This window comes from Streptomyces sp. NPDC050988 (assembly GCF_044456225.1).
In the GTDB taxonomy this organism is placed as follows: domain Bacteria; phylum Actinomycetota; class Actinomycetes; order Streptomycetales; family Streptomycetaceae; genus Streptomyces.
In genome coordinates this window covers 52,801-71,819 of the sequence record NZ_JBITFQ010000014.1, presented here as the reverse complement: position 1 = coordinate 71,819, position 19,019 = coordinate 52,801, and the positions used below count along the sequence as shown (strand labels likewise).

The window sequence follows — 19,019 nt, the reverse complement described above, 5'->3', positions numbered from 1 at the left end:
CAACCGGACGCGGGCACGGGAACGGGTAGCACAGGAACGGGTGGCACAGGAGCCGATGGCACAGGAACGGGTGTCACGAGCGAACAACCGAACACACGCACCCACGCCAGCGACCACGACCGACTCCGTTCCCGCCGCCGGAGGCAACGGCGGCCATTCCTCCGCGGGGCACCGCCCACGTGTCGGCGCCGCTCCCCCGGAGTCTGCGGTCAGCCGCGCCCGGCCACCCCGTCCGCCGCTCGGGGGCGGAGAGATTCACTCCGACGGCGGTCTCCAAGTGCGCCGCTTCGGCAGGGGCTTGGCATAGCTCCCCGCCCGGCTCGTCGTCAGGCCCAGTGACACCAGCGACTCGGCGAGCTTCACCGCCGCGCCCACCCCGTCGACGACCGGCAGCCCCAGTTTGTCCCCCACCGCCCGCTGCAGCCCGGTCATCCCGGCGCACCCGAGCACCAGGACCTCGGCGCCCGCGTCCCGGGCCCGCTCGGCGGCGGCCACGAAGGCCGCTTCCGTGCGCTCGGAGTCGCCGAGGTCGAGGACGCCGAGCCCGGTGCCCACGACGGCGGCACAGTGCTGGGCCACCCCGGCCCCGTACAGGCTGTCCTCGATCTGCCCGGCCGACCGCTCCAGCGTGGTGACGACGCCGTACCGCCGCCCGAGCAGGCACGCGAGATGGGCGGCCGCCTCGGTGATGTCGACGACGGGTACGTCCACGAGTTCCCGTACGCCCTCGCGTCCGTGTTCCCCGAAGCCGGCCATGACGACGGCGTCGTACGGACCCTCGTACGTCCGCAGGGTGTCGATGACGGCAGCTGCGGAGAGATAGCTGTCGAGCCAGCCCTCGGCGGACTCGGGTCCCCAGGAGGGGGTGAGTCCGAGCACGGTGGTGCCCGGGCCTGCCGCGGCCCGGGCACCTCGCACGATCTCCTCGGTCATCCCCTGCGTGGTGTTGCAGTTGGTGACGACGATCCGCACGCTCAGCCCTCCACGGGAGTCGGAGCCGGCTCGGCGACAGGGGCAGGGGCCGCGGCGCGCTCGGAGCGGCACAGGAGCGCGTACAGTCCGGCGGCCAGCGCCGTCCCGATGAACCACGAGTACGGGGCGACCTCGCTGAAGGTCGTCACGAGGGCGAGCACCGCCGAGACCGCCGCCGCGGGCAGGAACGCCCACAGGGCCTTGGGGTTGACGCCCTTGCGGTAGTAGTAGCGCGATCCGGGCTCGGCGTTGAAGAGTTCGTCGACGTCGATACGGCCGTGCTTGACCCAGAAGTAGTCGAGCATGATCACACCGAACAGCGGGCCGAGGAAGGCGCCGAGACCGCCGAGGAAGTACTGGACGACCGTGGGGTTGGAGAAGAGGTTCCACGGGGTCACCACCAGCGCGGCCACCGTGCTGATCAGGCCGCCGACCTTGAAGGTGATCTTCTGCGGCCAGACGTTGGCCAGGTCGTACGCGGGCGAGACGAAGTTGGCGACGATGTTGACGCCCATGGTGGCGATGGCGAAGGTCAGCGCGCCCAGCACCAGCACCCAGGTGTTGCCGATCTCGGCGACGAGGTGGGCCGGGTCGGTGATGGCCTTGCCGAACACCTCCAGCGAGCCGGCCGTCACGATGACCGACACGATCACGAAGGCGGTCGAGTTGATGGGCAGGCCCCAGAAGTTGCCGCGCTTGACCGTCCTGTAGTCGGGAGCGAAGCGCGAGAAGTCGCAGAAGTTGAGCATCAGCGTGCCGTACGTGGCGAGGATCAGCCCGATCGCGCCGAACCACTGGCGCCACTGCTCACCGACGGAGACCGGGTTCGGAGTCGTCGTGAGCGAGATGGTCCAGTCGGCCTTGGCGAGAATCCAGATCGCGAGGGCGATCATGACGAGCCAGATGGCCGGACCGCAGAAGTCCTGGAACTTCCGTACGGATTCCATGCCCTGGCTGATGATGAGCGCCTGGAGCAGCCACAGCGAGAGGAAGGACACCCAGCCGAGGGCGTCGAGACCGAGGAAGGAGCTGTGGGTCCAGGACTCCAGGCCCGGCCAGGCCGCGAGCAGCATGATGTTGACGGCGACGGAGGCCAGGTAGGTCTGGATGCCGTACCACATGATGGCGATGACGGCCCTGATCAGGGCCGGGATATTGGCGCCCCAGACCCCGAAGCTGATCCGGCTGATCACGGGGAAGGGCACACCGTGGCGCTGCCCGATCTTTCCCATCCAGTTCATGCCGACGTAGATGAGCACGAAGCCGACGAGCAGGGACGTGAAGATCTGCCAGACGTTCATTCCGAGGACCAGCAGGCCCGCCGCGAACGTGTAGTTGCCGAGGTTGTGGACGTCTGACATCCACATGGCGAAGAGGTCGAAGACCTTCCAGTTCCGCTTGCCCGCGGGCGCTAGGTCTTCGTTGGTGAGCCGGGGGTCGGGGACGAACGCCGGTGTGCCGGTGGCTGTCGCTGGATCGGCGAGGGACACAAGGCCTCCATGAGCGAGGGGACGGCGGGAGGGCTGCGGGGAGTACGGATGCGGGTGCGTGGTGCGGGGGTGCGAGGAGAGTGCGGGGGCGGGGACGGGGGCGTGCGAGGCGGGGCGCGGGGAGGGACATGGGGAGGCTGAGAGCCGAGGTCCGGGGATCAGCCGCTTGCAGTTTTGGTATACCAAACTGAGGTCATGGTCTCGCCGCCGACGACATCTCGCCATGTCCGTACGGTTACAGCTCGGTAAAACCGTCCCTGGTTCGGCGAGGATGGACCCATGACAACGGTGGAACCGCTGGGGGCGGTGCGCGAGCGGGTCCTCAGCTCGCTGCGGCAGGAGATCATCGCCGGGCGGCTGCTGCCCGGCGACCGGCTGGTCGAGCGCGAGCTGGCCGAGCGGTTCGGGGTCTCCCGCGTACCGGTCCGCGAGGCGATCCGGGCCCTGGTCGCCGAGGGTTTCGTCCTCTTCGAGACCCCGCGCCGCACGGTCGTACGCCACCTGACCCCGACGGACGTCGCGGAACTCTTCGAACTGCGCGAGGCCCTTGAGGTGTACGCCACCGGACTGGCCGCGCAGCGCGCCACCCGGGCCGATCTGGCCGAGCTGGAGGAGCTCCTCGACCGCGCCGCCGCCGCGACCCGCGCGGACGACGCGGAGGCGATCACCGACATCAACACCCGTTTCCACGACCGGATCCTGGCGATGGCCGGAAACGGTCTGCTGATCTCCGTGATGGAGCCGGTCGACGGCCGGCTCCGCTGGCTCACCCGCCAGAACGAGGAGTGGCCCCAACTCCTCGCCGAACACCGCGAGTTGTACGCGGCCATCGCCTCCGGCGACCGTGATCGGGCCCGCGCCCACGCTCTGGCCCACGTACAGGCCAACTACCGCTCGACGGTGCGCCACCTCTTCGGCGACAGCGACAGCGACACCGGCCCTGGCCCCGCCTCCCATGCCAGGGCCAACGCCAATGCCAGGGCCGACGCCACCGCCAACTCCGGCTCTGGCTCCGGCTCCGAGGGAGAAGCGTGACCGTCCGTACGGCTGTCGGTGCGGCGAGGACCCGTCCCTGCACGCTCGTCGTCTGCCGCGGCTGCTGCTGCGGCGACGCCCGCAAGTACCCGGGCTACGACCACGAGTGGCAGCTGGACCGCCTGCGCGCCGCGGCCGAGGCCTCCGGCGGACGCCTCGCGGTCCGTACGACGGACTGCCTCAGCCCGTGCGATCAGGCCAACATCATCGTCGTACAGCCCTCGGGCGAGGGTCGCAGACGAGGCGGCCGGCCCGTCTGGATCGGCTGGTCGATGGGCGACGACTGCACCGACGAGATACTCCGCTGGGCGCAGGCAGGCGGCCCGGGTGTCGCCCCTCCCCCGGTCACCCTTGAGCTGCAGTTCGTACAGTCGGCGGGCGAACGGGACCGGGCGCGACGCTAGCCCTCGTACGGTCGGGTCGCCAGGTCCGCCGCCTTCGCCGCCGTGCGCAGCACGTTTCGCAGCATCTCGGGGGTGAGCCGCCCCGTGAAGGTGTTGCGCTGGCTCACGTGGAAGCAGCCGAAGAGCTCCAGCGGCCGGTCCGGGCCGTCCAGCGTGACCCGTGCCCCGTGTGCGAAGGCCGGCCGGGGCCGGGGCACCGTCCATCCCGCCTCGGCGAACGCGGGCAGCGCGGCCTGCCAGCCGAAGGCACCGAGGACGACGACCGCGCGGAGGGTTGGCCTGAGCAGCCGCAGCTCGCTCACCAGCCAGGGCTGGCAGGTGTCCCGCTCCTCCGGCGTCGGCTTGTTGGCGGGCGGCGCGCAGTGCACGGGCGAGGTGACGCGTACGCCGCGCAGGGCCAGCCCGTCGTCGCTGCTCACGGACGTGGCCTGGGACGCCAGTCCCACATCGTGCAGCGCCGCGTACAGCACGTCCCCGGACCGGTCCCCCGTGAACATCCGCCCGGTCCGGTTCCCACCGTGTGCCGCGGGCGCGAGTCCGACCACGAGCAGCGAGGCGTCCGGCGGCCCGAAGCCGGGCACCGGGCGGCCCCAGTACGTCCAGTCCGCGAAGGCGGCCCGTTTCGTCCGGGCCACCTCCTCCCGCCAGTCGACCAGCCGCGGGCAGGCCCGGCACCCGGCGATCCGCTCGTCCAGCTCGGCCAGGCCGTACTCCTGATCCATGCCCCCACGGTATGCCCGGCGGAAAACGGTTCCGACCGCACGCCCGTCGAGGACTAAGGTCGGACCATGGCTTCAGGGACTCAGGGCAACGGCAAGGGCGGGACCGGCGCGGGCGGCTCCGACGCCGCCGTGGCCGACGCGCAGGCAGCCACGCAGGCAGCCGCGAAGGCGGCCGCGCCCGCGACCGGTGAGACCGTGCGCGTCGACAGTTGGATCTGGTCCGTACGCCTCGTGAAGACCCGTTCGATGGGTGCCGCCGCCTGCCGCGGAGGCCATGTCCGGGTGAACGGCGAACGCGTCAAGCCCGCGCACACCGTCCGCGTCGGTGACGAGGTCCGGCTGCGGCACGACGGGCGGGAGCGGGTCGTCGTCGTGAAGCGTGTGATCCGCAAGCGGGTGGGTGCGTCTGTCGCCGCCGAGTGCCTTGTGGACAACAGTCCGCCGCCTCCGCCTCGCGAGGCCGTCGCCCCGGCGGGGATCCGCGACCGGGGTGCGGGGCGGCCCACCAAGCGGGATCGGCGCGAGCTGGAACGGTTGCGGGGGCTCGGGGCGCCTGATGGGAGCCTCGGGGCACCTACGCCTTGACCCTGGCGGGGCGAGGGCCAGGGCGAAGGCGAAAGCGGGTGCGCTGGGTGCGGGCGCGGGCCGTCTGTGGCTCGTCGCGCAGTTCCCCGCGCCCCTGAAGGGGCGCTCAGGAGCGCCCACCGATCAGCCTCGGCAGCTCGGCCGCGTCCCTTCGCCGGGCCCAGGCTATGAGTGCCAGCGGAAGTATCAGGATGAGCGGGGTAGCCGCGTTCTCCCCTCCGAAGACGGTGACCTGCGTGATGAACGCGCCCACCATCAGCGCGCCCAGCGACACCGCCGCCACCGATGAGAGCACCGGGATCAACAGTGCGACGGCACCGGCCAGTTCGAGCGCGCCGATGGTGTACATCCCCGCGCTGCTCCAGCCCATCTCGTTGAACACCTCGACGGCGGAGGGGTGCGCGATGAGCTTGGGCAGCGCGCTCGCGAACGCGTAGAAGACGGCGAGCAGCACCTGCAGTCCCCGCAGGGCGAGGCGTGCACGACGGCCACGGGCGGTCGCGGACTCGGCGATGACAGTGCCGGAGGTGACGGAAGCGGTGGTCTCGGACATGGGGCTCTCCTGTGTGAGGCGGTGCGCGTTGCTGTCACAGAGGAAGACCGGCCCGGTGTCCGAAACTCATCGCCCCACGAAGAATTCGTCGCCCCATGAAGGATTCGTCACCCCACAAAGGGACTTCGCCCTTCGCCCTCTTCAGGGCCTTACGCCGGCACCACCCGAACCCACACCCGGTCCTCCGTCAGATATCGGTCGACCTTCAGCCCCGACTCCCCCAGCGCCTCCTCGAACGCCTCCTTCGTGAGCGGCCGGGCGAGGAACGTCTGCGTCCACACCGCGTCCGGGAACACATACTCCACCCGCACCGAGTTGACCCCGTTCCCGACCGGCTCCGCCGACAGCATCCGGATGGTGAACATGCTCGGTTCCTGCCTCCCCCAGCCTCCGGCCGGAAGGACCCGTATCTCGGTTCGCTCGCGCGGCAGATTCGTGTGGTAGTCCTCCCCCTCGCGCTGGATCAGCACGCACCCGTCGTCCGCGACATGGCTCCGGCAGGCGTCGAGTATTCCGCGCCGCACGTCGTCGTCTCCGTTGTGCACGAGGAACGACGCGAGCATCACCACGTCGAACTTCTCCCCCGCCAGGTCGAGCGTCTCGATGGGGCTGCATATCGTGCGCGCCCCACGCACCCGCTCCAGCATCTCGGCCGACTCGTCCACCGCCGTCACCGTGAAGCCCCGCTCCAGGAGCGGGTGGGTCATACGCCCCACACCGCTGCCCAGTTCGAGAATGTGCGCCCCCGCCGGCACGGCCCCGGCGATGATCTCCGGCTCGTCCCCGACGGGCAGCCGCGAGTACAGCTCCACCGCGCAGCCGTCCGGCGTGATGGCGCCGGGTCCTGTCCCCTCGTATCCCTCACGCATCTCGATCGTCATACCCGCACAACGGCCCGTTCCCGCCGCCTCGTTCCCACCACCGCCCACACCACCCGTTCGAGTGACACCTCGAACTGACCAGGAACTGATCGGTAGTTGACCGTTAATGGCGCGAGCTGGTCACAAAACCTCCAGTCACCACGCGAACCAGCCATGACCGCCGTACCAATGGCCGCCCGCCCGCAGATGGTCCACGACCGCCCGCTCGACCCTGGTCCGCCGCGGCAGCTCCTCCACGGGCAGCTCCGGGTCGCCGAAGACGAATCCCACGGGACCCTTGTCGTCCGCCTTGGTCTCCTCGTACGCGATCTGGAACCGCTCCTGGAAACTCACGATGTTGGAGTCCGCCGGAAGGTACCGCTGCAACTGCCGGTCGAGCAGCCAGGAGTGGCACTCCGCCACCGCGTAGCGCTCGTCCGGGTAGTGGCGGGCGAAGAACTCCCGTGCCAGGTACAGCGACTGGTCGCAGGCCTCCGGTGAAAGGGGCCCCCGGAAGTCGGCGATGTGCACGCTCAGACAGAGGTCGCCGGGGCCGGTGTCGAGTCCCGCGGCCGAGGCCGCCTCCCCCGTGTGGCCGCCGAGCCGCGCGCGCTGGAACTGCAGCCGACCGAGCTGGTACAGCTCCCCGTGGAAGTGCAGCCCGATCCACCAGGGCACCAGCAGCCCGCTGGTGCCGACGCGTCGCCGGTGCACGGCCATGTGCCGGCCCAGGTCGGCGAGGGTGCGCCGGGACACGTCCGCCGGCACGCCCCGCTGCAGGTGATAGGCGCGCACATAGGGCAGCGCGGCGATGAAGACGAACACGTGGAAGGTGCGCCCGAGCGCTCCGGTGGACTCCGGGAACGCGGGCGGCTCCCACCCCTTGCCGATCTCCCCCATGCCCCGTACGAACCGGGCGACGCACCGCCGCAGCAGTGTCATCGCCTCCGGGTCCGCCACCAGCCGGCCGCGCAGCGCGACGAGTTCGTTGACGTACTCGTGCGGCACGGACAGGTCGAGCAGGACGTCCGGCAGCGCGATCGCGTCCGGCAGGACGTCCTGCGCCCGTGGACCGTCGGGCTCGCCCTCGCTCTCCAGGTCTTTCAGCCATCCGGCGAGCCTCTCGTCCGCCCGCAGCTCCTCCACCAGCACAGTTGCTCCCCGTTCGTCCGCCTCTTGGTGAACGTGCACCACGAAGAGTACGTTTCCCCGTAGGAGTAGTGATCCCGATGCGTACGGGCAGTGAACCGACGACCGCGCGCAGTGCGCTGAGAGTGCGCCTGTGGCTCAGCGTGTGGGGCCTTGTCTGGGCGATCGCGGGGACGGCCGCTTTCGCCGTCGCCGGGCGGCCCGGCTGGGCGATCGCCTGCGGGGTGCTGTGGCTGATCGTCACCGTCGATCTGGCGATGGTCCTCAGGCACATCCGCCAGGGCCCCCACTACCAGCCCGGCCCCGACATCCCGCCGTACCGACCCCCGGAACACCGCCTCTAGGGCCCGCACTTCACCGCCCGGGCCCTCAAGGTCAATGGCCTCGTGTCGGAAGTCGTCCCGCGTCTCAGAACTCGTTCCGCGCCACGAAAGTCCTCCCGCGTCTCAGAACCCGTTCCGCGCCACGGAAGTCGTCCGGCGCGTCAGGAGTCGAAGCGCGCCGCGGCCAGATACTCCGGCTGCGGGTCCAGCGCCGCCGCGAGCCTGAAGTGGCGCAGGGCCTGGTCGGAGCGGCCGGAGCGCTCATAGGTGCGGGCGAGCGCGAAGTGCGCGAACGCGTTGTCCGGCTCGCGCTCCAGCACGATGGTGAACTCCAGTTCGGCGGGCCGCAGTTGCGCGGCCGCGAAGAAGGCACGCGCGCGCAGCAGCCGGGCCGCGGTGTTCTCGGGATGTGCGGCGATGACTCGGTCCAGCAGCTTCACCGCACCCCGCGGATCCCGCGCGGCCAGCAACTGCTCGGCGGCACGGAAGTCGATGACATGCGTCTCCGGAGTACGTCCGGTGAATCCGCTGGTCTCGGGCACGGCAGAGTCCTTCCCTCACTGCACGGAATCAACGCCCCCGAAGGGCCCACTATTCCGAGGCCGCCCGGCCCGTCCGGGCCCGACGGACCAGATCCGCCCACACGTCCCGTACGCGCCGCTGCAGGGCTTCCAGTGGTACGTCGTTGTCGATGACGACGTCCGCGATCTCCAGGCGCTTGTCGCGCGTGGCCTGGGCGGCCATACGGGCGCGGGCGTCCTCCTCGGTCATGCCGCGCAGCCGTACGAGCCGGTCGAGCTGGGTCTCGGGGCTCGCGTCGACGACGATCACGAGGTCGTAGAGCGGCGCGAGGCCGTTCTCGGCGAGCAGGGGGACGTCGTGCACGACCACGGAGTCCTCCGCGGCGGCCTCTTCGAGTTCGTGGGAGCGCGCGCCCACCAGGGGGTGCACGATCGAGTTCAGCACGGCGAGCTTCTCGGCGTCCGCGAAGACGATCGACCCGAGCCTGGGCCGGTCCAGGCTGCCGTCCTCGGCGAGCACGTCCTCGCCGAAGGCGTCGACGACCGCCGCGAGCCCCGCGGTGCCCGGCGCCACGACCTCCCGCGCGATCCTGTCGGCATCGATCAGTACGGCGCCGTACTCCACGAGCAGCCGCGACACCTCACTCTTGCCGGCACCGATCCCACCGGTCAGACCAACCTTCAGCATGCCCAAGAGCTTAGAGGGGGCCGCGCCCAAAGGGGCGCGGGGAACTGCGCGCCAAGCCACGACGCACCCGCAGATGGCATACGGGCCTCAAGGCGAAGCGCTACGCGTCGCCCTCCCGCTCCGCCAGGAACCGCTCGAACTCAAGCCCGATCTCGTCCGCGGACGGAATCTCCACCGGCTCGGCCATCATGTTGCCCCGCGTCTCGGCGCCCGCGGCCGCGTCGTACTGGTGCTCAAGTCCCTGGACGAGCGCGACCAGTTCCTCGTCGCCCTCCTGGATCTGCCGGTCGATCTCGGTCTGCGTGCGGTGCGCCTCGGTGCGCAGGGCGTGCGCGATCCCGGGCAGTACCAGACCGGTGGCGGCCGTGATGGCCTCCATGACGGTCAGCGCCGCGTCCGGGTACGGAGAGCGCGCGATGTAGTGCGGCACATGGGCGGCGACGCCCAGGATGTCGTGTCCGGCCTGCATCAGGCGGTACTCGACCAGCGACTCCGCGCTGCCGGGGACCTGGGCCTCGTCGAAGGGGCTGCGATGGCCCGGGACGAGGTCCGTGCGGTTGCCGTGCGGCGTGAGGCCCACGGGGCGCGTGTGCGGTACACCCATGGGAATGCCGTGGAAGTTCACGGACAGGCGCACGCCGAGGCGCTCCACGATCTGCTGGACGGCCGCGGCGAAGCGCTCCCACTCGACGTCCGGCTCGGGGCCGGAGAGCAGCAGGAAGGGCGCGCCGGTGGCGTCCTGGACGAGCCGCACGTCCAGCGTGGGCTCCTCGTAGTCGGCCCAGCGGTCGCTCCTGAACGTCAGCAGCGGGCGCCGGGCGCGGTAGTCCACGAGCCTGTCGTGGTCGAAGCGGGCCACGACCTGGTGGGGCAGCGAGTCGAGCAGCCGGTCGACGATCTGGTCGCCGGTCTCGCCCGCGTCGATGTATCCGTCGAAGTGGTAGAGCATGACAAGACCGGCCGACTCCTGGGCGAGCGCCATGTCGACGACAGCCAGGCCCTTCGGCTCCCATGCGTACAAACCCTGCGGATCAAGCACAGTGACCGCTCCTCCTCGTGTTCGTACTCCACAACGCGGACCAGGACACGAGCATTCCCCGCTCACGCCCGTTCGCTGCCCCCTTTTACCGGCTTCTCATGCGCCGCGACCCGCAGCTTGACCTCGCCATGACAGTGCAGTGACCCCATAACAGTGCAACGACGCCATGACGACGCCATTGCCGGCGCTACGACGCCAGCACGCGCGCGTGGAGCGCGGTGACGGCCTTGCGGGCGGACGTGAACGCGCCGTGCTGCCAGGCGTCCGTGTAGCTGAGCCAGTCGCCGGCGAAGTACACGCGCCCCGTGGGCTCGTTGAGCGGCTTGTAGCGGGCGTGGTCGGGGCCTCCGGCGGTGTCGTGCCAGGCGGCCTCCAGGTGGGGCGTCTGGCGCCAGTGGTGGGAGAACGAGGACGCCAGTTCGGTGCGGTACTTCGGCCCGTAGATCTTCACTCCCGCGGCGACCGCACGCTTCTCGCGCTCTCTGGGCGTGAGCTTCGCGTACGTGTCCGCGTCGGCCCCGTAGTTGTAGTAGCCGATCATGACGCCGCGCTCGCCGTGGAAGCCGTGGGACGGGTGCCAGATGTGGGTGACGTCCTGGTCGGTCTCGGTGATGCCGCCGTAGATGCGGTGGTCGAGCTCCCACCAGCGGGAGCGGTACTCCAGACCGATCTTGGCCGCGGACGACGGAGTGATCGCCTCCAGAGCGGTCTGTACGCCCGCGCCGAGGTTGTGCGGAATCCTGGCGAGGATGTTGGGCGGCAGCGCGCCGACGCAGTAGTCGGCGTCGATGCTCCTGGTACGCCCGCCCTGGGCGTACGTGACGGTGACGCCGCTCCCCTTGTCGGTGATCTTCGAGACGACGGCCCCCGTACGTATCCGATGGCCCCCGATCGCCCTGGTCAGGGCACGCGGTATCCGGTCCATGCCGCCCACCGGCTGGAACATCAGCATCGCCTGGTCGAAGCCGAACTCGAAGGAGAAGTAGCGGCCGACGCCGCTCGCGAACACCTCGGAGGCGGACGGGACGTCGCCGAGGAGCACACCGGGGGTGCCCGCGGCCGCGGGGACGACGTCGTATCCGCGGCGCTCGCCGCCCGTGTAGTCCAGCGTGTTCCCCAGGTCACCGAAGTCCTTGAGGAACTCGACGAGCCTCTCCCGGTCCTCGGCGGTCAACTCCGCGTCGAGAGCGCCCGTGTCGGTGGCCTTGGCGAGCAACTCCGAGACGTACCCGTAGACATCGGCCTTCGCCGTTCGGTACCGCATCGGCTCGGTCATGCCGGCCGACTCGTTGAAGAGGTACGCGTCCGCGTTGACGTTGGTGAACACCTCGACCGGGACGCCGAGTTCGCGGCAGTAGTCAAGAGTGACCATCCACTGGGGCAGACGGGCCGGGCCCGCGTTCATGTACTGCCCGTCGCCGAAGCGGGCCGTCTGCCGGTTGCCGTACAGGTCGGTGGTGGTGTCGCCGCCCCGCACCGTGAAGTTGCGGCCACCGGTGCGGTCCCTGGCCTCCAGGACCGTACAGTCGTAGCCCGCCTTGCCGAGTTCGTACGCGGTCGTGAGGCCGGCGATGCCGCCGCCGACCACGACCACCTTGGCCGCGCCGCGTCCGGAGAGCGTGAAGTCGCTCGGCTTCGGGGCGTAGAAGGGCTGTTCGCGTTGGGCGGCCTGGGCCGTGGGGGCGAGGCCGAGGGCCCCCATGGTGGCGAACATCGTGCCCGCGCCGCCGGTGAGGCCCACCTTGCGCAGGAACGAACGCCGACTCGTACCAGGACCGCTGTGAGGCTGTGCCATGACTGGGGCTACCCTTCTCGATCTTGAACGACCGAGGAAGCCTCCCAATGGCCGGTTACGGCCCGTCAGTTATTCATGTATCCCGCAAGTTTCTGCAACCGCGAGCTTTCCGGCCGGCTGAATGCCTCTGCCGGTCAACGCACTGCGGGCCCGCACCCAGAAGGGTGCGGGCCCGCAGTCACCAGCCAGTTACTGCCTGGAGGTGAGCGATCAGCTCTGGCCTCCGGCCAGCTTCTCGCGGAGGGCGGCCAGCGCCTCGTCCGACGCCAGGGCGCCGGAGTTGTCGTCCGACTCCGAGGAGTACGAACCGCCGCCGCCGCTGCCACCGGAGGCGGCCGGAGCCGCACCCGGGGTGGTGACACCCTCGGCCTCGGCCTGGGCGTCCGCCTCGCGGGACTTGATGACCTGAGCCTGGTGCTGCTCGAAGCGCGTCTGCGCCTCGGCGTACTGGTTCTCCCACACCTCGCGCTGGGACTCGTAGCCCTCGAGCCAGTCGTTGGTCTCGGGGTCGAAGCCCTCGGGGTAGATGTAGTTGCCCTGGTCGTCGTACGACGCGGCCATGCCGTAGAGCGTCGGGTCGAACTCGACCGAGGCCGGGTCGGCACCGAAGGACTCGTTGGCCTGCTTCAGGGACAGCGAGATCCGGCGACGCTCGAGGTCGATGTCGATGACCTTGACGAAGATCTCGTCGTTGACCTGGACGACCTGCTCCGGGATCTCCACGTGGCGCTCGGCCAGCTCGGAGATGTGCACCAGACCCTCGATGCCCTCGTCCACGCGGACGAACGCACCGAACGGAACCAGCTTCGTGACCTTTCCGGGCACGACCTGGCCGATCTGGTGGGTGCGGGCGAACTGCTGCCACGGGTCTTCCTGCGTCGCCTTCAGCGACAGGGAGACACGCTCGCGGTCCATGTCGACGTCGAGAACCTCGACGGTGACCTCCTGGCCGACCTCGACAACCTCGGAGGGGTGGTCGATGTGCTTCCAGGAAAGCTCGGAGACGTGGACCAGACCGTCGACGCCGCCCAGGTCCACGAACGCACCGAAGTTGACGATCGAGGAGACGACGCCGGAGCGGACCTGACCCTTCTGCAGGGTGGTGAGGAACGTCTGGCGAACCTCGGACTGGGTCTGCTCGAGCCAGGCGCGGCGGGACAGGACCACGTTGTTGCGGTTCTTGTCCAGCTCGATGATCTTCGCCTCGAGCTCCTTGCCCACGTAGGGCTGGAGGTCGCGGACACGGCGCATCTCGACGAGAGAAGCCGGCAGGAAGCCACGGAGGCCGATGTCGAGGATGAGACCACCCTTGACGACCTCGATGACGGTACCGGTGACGATGCCGTCCTCTTCCTTGATCTTCTCGATGGTGCCCCAGGCGCGCTCGTACTGGGCGCGCTTCTTCGAGAGGATCAGGCGGCCTTCCTTGTCCTCCTTCTGGAGAACAAGGGCTTCGATCTCGTCGCCGACCTTGACGACCTCGTTCGGGTCGACGTCGTGCTTGATCGAGAGCTCGCGGCTCGGGATGACACCTTCGGTCTTGTAACCGATGTCGAGCAGGACCTCGTCCCGGTCGACCTTCACGATGACGCCGTCGACGATGTCGCCGTCGTTGAAGTACTTGATCGTCTCGTCGATCGCGGCGAGGAAGGCTTCCTCGTTTCCGATGTCGTTGACCGCAACCTGCGGGGTGGTGGCGGTGGTCTCGGTGCTGCTCGTCATGTGGGAAAGGGCTCCGGTACGGACAGTGAGTCGTAGGTACTGCTTACGCCGGGAGCCCGTTTCGCTCTGAAGAAGCCGGACAGCCAAGGAAGCGCCGAATCCGGGCCGTGTTCCAGAACGAACACTTGCCGGTGGCGCCTCGAAAACCGAGGGGACATACAACAGATGCGAGCGCAGCCTGCTACGTCTGAGGAGCGCAGGCCCGCAGCGCAACTTGTAGCATACGGGGGCAGCCGGACAGGGTCAATGCGCGAAGGCGCACACCCGGGGCGGAACGCCGCATACCCGGCACAAGACCTGTCTCGCGAGGCCACGTGGGCCCTGTGGCGTCCCTTGCGTGACCCCCGCCGGGGACGGGTCGGACGGAAGAGCCCGCAGATTAGTACGAGGGAGCCGATCATCCAAGAGCCCGAACAGTTCGAGCCCGAGGCGACACGACGGGAGGCGGGGTCCGGCGAGAGCACCCGCGCCAATCGTGGCTGGTGGGACCGGAACGCGGACGAGTACCAGGTCGAGCACGGCACGTTTCTCGGCGACGACCGTTTCGTATGGGGTCCCGAGGGCCTCGACGAGATCGAGGCCGAGCTGCTCGGACCGATGGAGGAACTGGCCGGAAAGGACGTCCTGGAGATCGGCGCGGGAGCCGCCCAGTGCTCGCGCTGGCTGGCCGCGCAAGGGGCCCGTCCGGTCGCCCTGGACCTCTCGCACCGGCAGCTCCAGCACGCCCTGCGGATCGGCGCCAAGGGGGTGGGGCTGGTGGAGGCGGACGCCGGCGCGCTGCCGTTCGCGGACGCCTCCTTCGACCTGGCGTGCTCCGCCTACGGGGCGCTGCCCTTCGTCGCGGATCCCGTGACTGTCCTGAGGGAGGTGCACAGGGTGCTGCGGCCCGGCGGCCGGTTCGTCTTCTCCGTCACGCACCCGATCCGCTGGGCCTTCCCGGACGAGCCCGGCCCCGAGGGCCTGACCGTGACCTCGTCGTACTTCGACCGCACGCCGTACGTCGAGCAGGACGACGCGGGCCGCGCGGTGTACGTCGAGCACCACAGGACGGTCGGCGACCGCGTCCGGGACGTGGTGGCGGGCGGTTTCCGGCTGGTCGACCTGGTCGAGCCGCAGTGGCCCGCCTGGAACACCCAGGAGTGGGGCGGCTGGTCGCCCCTTCGGGGAAACCTCATCCCGGGGTCGGCGATCTTCGTGTGCGTACGGGACTGAGCGTGTGATCCGTTACGACGCCCTCGACCTCCTGCCCGTACGCGGTGCGCTGCCCGGCCTGGGTGCGGCCCTGGACGCGCACGGGGGTGCCGTGCTGGTCGCGCCGCCCGGCACCGGCAAGACGACCCTCGTGCCGCTCGTGCTGGCCGGTCTGGTCGGCGACGGGCCCGTACGCCGGGTCGTGGTCGCCGAGCCGCGGCGGATCGCGGCGCGGGCGGCCGCACGGCGGATGGCGTGGCTGCTGGGCGAGAAGGCCGGCGAGAGCGTCGGGTACACGGTGCGCGGGGAGCGGGTTGTGGGGCCACGCGCGCGTGTGGAGGTCGTCACGACCGGTGTGCTGCTGCAACGGCTCCAGCGGGACCAGGAACTGACGGGCGTCGACGTGGTCGTGCTCGACGAGTGCCACGAACGGCATCTGGACGCCGACACGGTGGCCGCGTTCCTGCTGGACGTACAGGCCGCTCTGCGCCCGGAGTTGCGGTTGGTGGCCGCCTCCGCGACGACCGATGCCGAGGGGTGGGCGAGGCTGCTGGGCGAGGTGCCGGTGGTCGAGGCGCAGGGTGTGTCCCATCCGGTCGAGGTGGTCTGGGCGCCGCCCGTACGCCCTGTGCGGCCACCGCACGGCATGCGGGTGGACCCGGTGCTGCTGACGCATGTGGCGTCGGTGGTGCGGCGGGCCCTTTCCGAACGCGACGGGGACGTCCTGTGCTTCCTGCCCGGTGTCGGGGAGATCGCGCGGGTCGCCGGGCAGCTCGGCGGGCTCGGTGACGTCGAGGTGCTTCAGGTGCACGGCCGGGCGCCGGCCGCGGTGCAGGACGCGGTGCTGTCCGGGGGCACGCGGCGCCGGGTGGTCCTCGCGACGTCGGTGGCCGAGTCGTCGTTGACGGTCCCGGGGGTGCGGGTGGTCGTGGACTCCGGTCTCGCGCGGGAGCCGCGGGTCGATCACGCGCGGGGGCTGAGCGCGTTGGCGACGGTACGGGCCTCGCAGGCGGCCGGTCGGCAGCGGGCGGGGCGCGCCGGGCGCGAGGCCCCTGGTGCGGTGTACCGGTGCTGGGCGGAGGCGGAGGACGGGCGGCTGTCGCGTTTCCCGGCGCCGGAGATCAAGGTGGGCGACCTGACGGCGTTCGCCCTCCAGGCGGCCTGCTGGGGCGATCCCGACGCCTCGGGGCTGGCTCTGCTGGATCCGCCGCCGGGAGGGGCCATGGCGGCCGCTCGGGGCGTTCTGGAGGCCATCGGTGCGGTGGGCTCCGACGGGCGTCCGACGGAGCGAGGGGTACGGATGTCGCGGCTCGGGCTGCATCCGCGGCTGGGGCGGGCGTTGCTGGACGCGGGGCACTCCGTGGGTGCGGAGCGCTCCGCGGAGGTGGTTGCCCTCTTGAGTGAGGAGCCGCCGCGGGAGTACGGGGATGATCTTGCGTCCGCGTTGAGGGGTGCCCGGCGCGGCCGTGACGCCTACGCCGGAAGGTGGCGTGCGGAGGTTCGGCGGCTGCGGGCCGCGTCGGCGCCCGCGCCGAGCGCTCCGCGGGATGCGCCGTTCGATACCTGCGGGCCGTCCGTGGCTGGTCGCGCAGTTCCCCGCGCCCCTCTAGGGGCGCGCCCAGGCGAAGCCCCTACCGACGATCACGCCGTCGGGCTCGTCGCCGCTCTTGCCTTTCCCGAGCGGGTTGCCCGGAAGCAAGGGGGCTCGTTTCTCATGGTGTCCGGTACTCGGGCCGAGGTGGGTGACGGGAGTGGGCTGCGGGACGCGGCCTGGATCGCTGTCGCCGTCGCCGACCGGCCCGTCGGTGCGGGGCACGCGCGCGTGCGGCTCGGGGCCGTGGTGGACGAGGGGGTCGCGCGCGAAGCGGCCGGGGCCCTGTACGGCAAGGGCGACGAGGTGCGCTGGGCCGACGGTGACGTCGTGGCGCGGCGGGTCGAGCGGCTGGGCGCGGTGGAGCTGGCGGTGCGGCCGTTGCGGAACGCCGAGCCCGGGCTCGTACGGGAGGCGCTGCTTGAGGGGTTGAGGGACGAGGGGTTCGGGGTGCTGCGGTGGTCCCGGGACGCCGAAGTGCTGCGGCAGCGGCTCGGGTTCCTCCACCACCGGCTCGGTGCCCCCTGGCCCGATGTGTCGGACGACGCGCTGCACGCGCGCGTGGACGAATGGCTGGAGCCGGAGTTGGGCCGGGCCCTGCGGCGGGCCGATCTGGAGCGGATCGACGCCGGACAGGCGCTGGCCCGGCTGTTGCCGTGGGCGTCCGGGGAGGCGGTCCGGTTCGACGAGCTGGCGCCGGAGCGCATCGAGGTGCCGAGCGGGTCCAGGATCCGGGTCGACTACGCGGATCCCGAACGGCCCGTGCTGGCGGTGAAGTTGCAGGAGATGTTCGGGGCACGGGAGTCACCGGCCGTCGCCGGGGTGCCCGTGGTCGTGCATCTGCTGTCGCCCGCGGGCCGCCCGGCGGCCGTTACGTCCGACCTGGTGTCCTTCTGGCGGGACGGCTACCGGGGCGTACGGGCGGAGCTGCGCGGCCGGTATCCCAAGCATCCGTGGCCCGAGGACCCCGCGACCGCGGAACCGACCCGGCACACGAACGCGCGCCTCAGGCGCTGAGCGACGAACCGAGCGAATCGAAGCCTCGATTCAGGCGCCGACCGGTTCCGGTTCGCGGGTCGGTGTCGGTGAGGGGTCGCCGGGGCGGCGGCTGCGGGCCTCCAGGTAGAGGGAGAGCGACAGCAGCCCGGCGCCCAGGACCAGGAAGCCCCACGGCAGGTACGAGGTCATCAGCAGGACGAGCAGCCGTTGGGACTTGACCAGGTCGACCGTCGAGCGGATGTAGTCCTCGCGCATCTTCACGTGCCCGGCGAAGGCGGTCACCTTCTCGCGGCCCCCTAGGAGGGTGCCGCCGCGCAGCTCCTCCTTGTGGATCTCTTCCCCGTAGACGGGTGCCCCGGTGGTGGGTTCGACCCAGAACTTGCGGACCGTGGTGTACCAGCGGGTCGTGCCCGTCTTGGCGACCGACTCCGGAGTGATGCCTTCGACGGGCATGATCTGCGGGAAGGGGACTTTGGTCCAGGGGATGGTCTGCTCGAAGTAGTAAACGTTTACGCCGCGGAAGTCCTGCTCGCCCTCGTAGTGGATCGGGGCGGTGATGCGGGCCTGTGCGTCGAAGTACTCGTAGTCCCTCTTCTCCGTGAGGAAGGGCCACTTGAACTCGATGCCCTCGCGTTTGACCGGGTCGCCGTCGACCATCTCGCCGGTGGCGTGGACGGGTTCCTGGGTGTGCGCGTCGAAGATGTAGCGCTCGGGGATCTTGGAGACCATCTTGCCGTCGGGGCCCTGGACGTAGGAGAGGCCGTCCCAGACGACGACGTCGCGGCCCGCGGTCTTCTCGATCCTCTCGGAGGCCTCGACGTTGCCCTTGAGGGTCTGCACGATGGTGACCTTGTCGACCTTCTTGGCCTTCATCGTGCCGTAGTCGAGGAGGGTCGCGTCCTTCGCCTCCAGGACCATGTCCTGGTACTGGCCGGCCGGGATCTTGGCGAGGCGCGGGAAGGCGTACCAGCGCATCAGCGGGGACAGCGCCGCGAAGAACACGGCGAGGGCGAGCAGGATCAGGCTGGCCTTGCGGCGCATCTCGGCGGCCCTCCCTGTGCGTTGGGGGCGTGTGTCATGGGGCTGTGCGTCATGGGCGGGCGTTGCGGGCGTGTGCCACAGGTGGCTGGTGTGTCACGGGTGGCTGGGGATGGTGGTGAGTAGCGGCTTGGGTGATGTCTTGCCCGTCGGCGAGCCCATGGCCGTGATGGTGAGGACGAGCGCGAGCGCGACGGCGAGACCGGTCGCGGCGGCGATCAGGGCACGCATGCGGGGCCTCCCGACTCGGCGAAGCTGATACATCGTCAGGTCGGGCACCGTAGCAACGGGCGGGCGAGATGAGAACACGTTGCACACACAGAACGACGGTGTCCTTCCACC

19 protein-coding genes are annotated in these 19,019 nt (G+C 70.4%); 6 read left to right on the top strand and 13 right to left on the bottom strand.

Translation table 11 applies throughout. The features are described 5' to 3' along the window. Positions 1 to 255: 255 nt before the first annotated feature. Both ACIBEI_RS27805 and ACIBEI_RS27800 read right to left on the bottom strand, forming a co-directional pair. The gene (locus tag ACIBEI_RS27805) at positions 256 to 972 is read right to left on the bottom strand and encodes an aspartate/glutamate racemase family protein (protein ID WP_398892973.1); all 717 of its coding nucleotides are present in this window, start codon (positions 970 to 972) and stop codon (positions 256 to 258) included. A 2-nt stretch (positions 973 to 974) separates the two neighbouring features. Continuing rightward, positions 975 to 2,462, bottom strand: coding sequence for an NCS1 family nucleobase:cation symporter-1 (locus ACIBEI_RS27800; RefSeq protein WP_398892972.1), 1,488 nt, complete (start codon positions 2,460 to 2,462; stop codon positions 975 to 977). 279 nt (positions 2,463 to 2,741) lie between these two features. Here ACIBEI_RS27800 and ACIBEI_RS27795 point away from each other — a divergent pair, with 279 nt between their 5' ends. Beyond that, positions 2,742 to 3,497 carry a GntR family transcriptional regulator gene (locus ACIBEI_RS27795; RefSeq protein ID WP_398892971.1) on the top strand — a complete coding sequence of 252 codons (756 nt, stop codon included), beginning with the start codon at positions 2,742 to 2,744 and terminating at the stop codon, positions 3,495 to 3,497. After that, a complete protein-coding gene (locus tag ACIBEI_RS27790) occupies positions 3,494 to 3,901 on the top strand; it encodes a (2Fe-2S) ferredoxin domain-containing protein (protein WP_398892970.1) in 408 nt (135 codons plus the stop codon). The genes ACIBEI_RS27795 and ACIBEI_RS27790 overlap by 4 nt, the downstream gene beginning before the upstream one ends. On the opposite strand, the gene ACIBEI_RS27785 is transcribed toward ACIBEI_RS27790, so the two are convergent. Further along, positions 3,898 to 4,623 (bottom strand): uracil-DNA glycosylase, encoded by a 726-nt coding sequence (locus tag ACIBEI_RS27785; RefSeq protein ID WP_398892969.1) that lies wholly within the window; start codon positions 4,621 to 4,623, stop codon positions 3,898 to 3,900. The genes ACIBEI_RS27790 and ACIBEI_RS27785 overlap by 4 nt on opposite strands. Before the next feature lie 66 nt (positions 4,624 to 4,689). Here ACIBEI_RS27785 and ACIBEI_RS27780 point away from each other — a divergent pair, with 66 nt between their 5' ends. Then, positions 4,690 to 5,208 (top strand): RNA-binding S4 domain-containing protein, encoded by a 519-nt coding sequence (locus ACIBEI_RS27780; protein WP_398892968.1) that lies wholly within the window; start codon positions 4,690 to 4,692, stop codon positions 5,206 to 5,208. A 106-nt stretch (positions 5,209 to 5,314) separates the two neighbouring features. Here ACIBEI_RS27780 and ACIBEI_RS27775 read toward each other — a convergent pair whose 3' ends face one another. The 3 genes from ACIBEI_RS27775 to ACIBEI_RS27765 all read right to left on the bottom strand — a co-directional run bounded on the left by ACIBEI_RS27775 (position 5,315) and on the right by ACIBEI_RS27765 (position 7,815). Further along, a complete protein-coding gene (locus tag ACIBEI_RS27775; protein ID WP_398892967.1) occupies positions 5,315 to 5,761 on the bottom strand; it encodes a DoxX family protein in 447 nt (148 codons plus the stop codon). Positions 5,762 to 5,910: 149 nt separating this feature from the next. Beyond that, positions 5,911 to 6,642: a class I SAM-dependent methyltransferase gene (locus ACIBEI_RS27770; RefSeq protein ID WP_398892966.1), complete on the bottom strand. Its 732-nt coding sequence runs from the start codon at positions 6,640 to 6,642 to the stop codon at positions 5,911 to 5,913. 135 nt (positions 6,643 to 6,777) lie between these two features. Then, on the bottom strand, positions 6,778 to 7,815 hold the full coding sequence (locus ACIBEI_RS27765) for an acyltransferase domain-containing protein (protein WP_398892965.1): 1,038 nt from the start codon (positions 7,813 to 7,815) through the stop codon (positions 6,778 to 6,780). A gap of 35 nt (positions 7,816 to 7,850) precedes the next feature. On the opposite strand from ACIBEI_RS27765, the gene ACIBEI_RS27760 reads away from it, so the two are divergent. Further along, the gene (locus tag ACIBEI_RS27760) at positions 7,851 to 8,114 is read left to right on the top strand and encodes a DUF6343 family protein (RefSeq protein WP_398892964.1); all 264 of its coding nucleotides are present in this window, start codon (positions 7,851 to 7,853) and stop codon (positions 8,112 to 8,114) included. 140 nt (positions 8,115 to 8,254) lie between these two features. On the opposite strand, the gene ACIBEI_RS27755 is transcribed toward ACIBEI_RS27760, so the two are convergent. From ACIBEI_RS27755 to rpsA, 5 genes are all read right to left on the bottom strand, one after another. Beyond that, positions 8,255 to 8,635, bottom strand: a complete 381-nt coding sequence (locus ACIBEI_RS27755) for a tetratricopeptide repeat protein (protein WP_055617514.1) — start codon at positions 8,633 to 8,635, stop codon at positions 8,255 to 8,257. Between the two features lie 49 nt (positions 8,636 to 8,684). After that, the gene (gene coaE, locus ACIBEI_RS27750; protein ID WP_398892963.1) at positions 8,685 to 9,302 is read right to left on the bottom strand and encodes a dephospho-CoA kinase; all 618 of its coding nucleotides are present in this window, start codon (positions 9,300 to 9,302) and stop codon (positions 8,685 to 8,687) included. A gap of 100 nt (positions 9,303 to 9,402) precedes the next feature. Next, positions 9,403 to 10,341, bottom strand: a complete 939-nt coding sequence (locus ACIBEI_RS27745) for a PAC2 family protein (RefSeq protein ID WP_364186065.1) — start codon at positions 10,339 to 10,341, stop codon at positions 9,403 to 9,405. A 187-nt stretch (positions 10,342 to 10,528) separates the two neighbouring features. Next, positions 10,529 to 12,055: a flavin monoamine oxidase family protein gene (locus ACIBEI_RS27740; protein WP_398893064.1), complete on the bottom strand. Its 1,527-nt coding sequence runs from the start codon at positions 12,053 to 12,055 to the stop codon at positions 10,529 to 10,531. A 291-nt stretch (positions 12,056 to 12,346) separates the two neighbouring features. Then, positions 12,347 to 13,858 (bottom strand): 30S ribosomal protein S1, encoded by a 1,512-nt coding sequence (gene rpsA, locus ACIBEI_RS27735; RefSeq protein ID WP_362074233.1) that lies wholly within the window; start codon positions 13,856 to 13,858, stop codon positions 12,347 to 12,349. 246 nt (positions 13,859 to 14,104) lie between these two features. Here rpsA and ACIBEI_RS27730 point away from each other — a divergent pair, with 246 nt between their 5' ends. Both ACIBEI_RS27730 and hrpB read left to right on the top strand, forming a co-directional pair. Further along, positions 14,105 to 15,070, top strand: coding sequence for a class I SAM-dependent methyltransferase (locus ACIBEI_RS27730; RefSeq protein ID WP_398892962.1), 966 nt, complete (start codon positions 14,105 to 14,107; stop codon positions 15,068 to 15,070). A 4-nt stretch (positions 15,071 to 15,074) separates the two neighbouring features. Next, complete coding sequence (gene hrpB / locus ACIBEI_RS27725) at positions 15,075 to 17,657, top strand: ATP-dependent helicase HrpB (RefSeq protein ID WP_398892961.1); 2,583 nt, start codon at positions 15,075 to 15,077, stop codon at positions 17,655 to 17,657. A 30-nt stretch (positions 17,658 to 17,687) separates the two neighbouring features. Here the strand turns inward: hrpB and ACIBEI_RS27720 are convergent, their stop codons facing one another. Together ACIBEI_RS27720 and ACIBEI_RS27715 are read right to left on the bottom strand one after the other, a co-directional pair. Further along, a complete protein-coding gene (locus ACIBEI_RS27720; protein WP_398892960.1) occupies positions 17,688 to 18,680 on the bottom strand; it encodes a DUF3068 domain-containing protein in 993 nt (330 codons plus the stop codon). A 93-nt stretch (positions 18,681 to 18,773) separates the two neighbouring features. After that, positions 18,774 to 18,908, bottom strand: coding sequence for an SPW_0924 family protein (locus ACIBEI_RS27715; protein ID WP_392775965.1), 135 nt, complete (start codon positions 18,906 to 18,908; stop codon positions 18,774 to 18,776). Between the last annotated feature and the right edge of the window lie 111 nt (positions 18,909 to 19,019).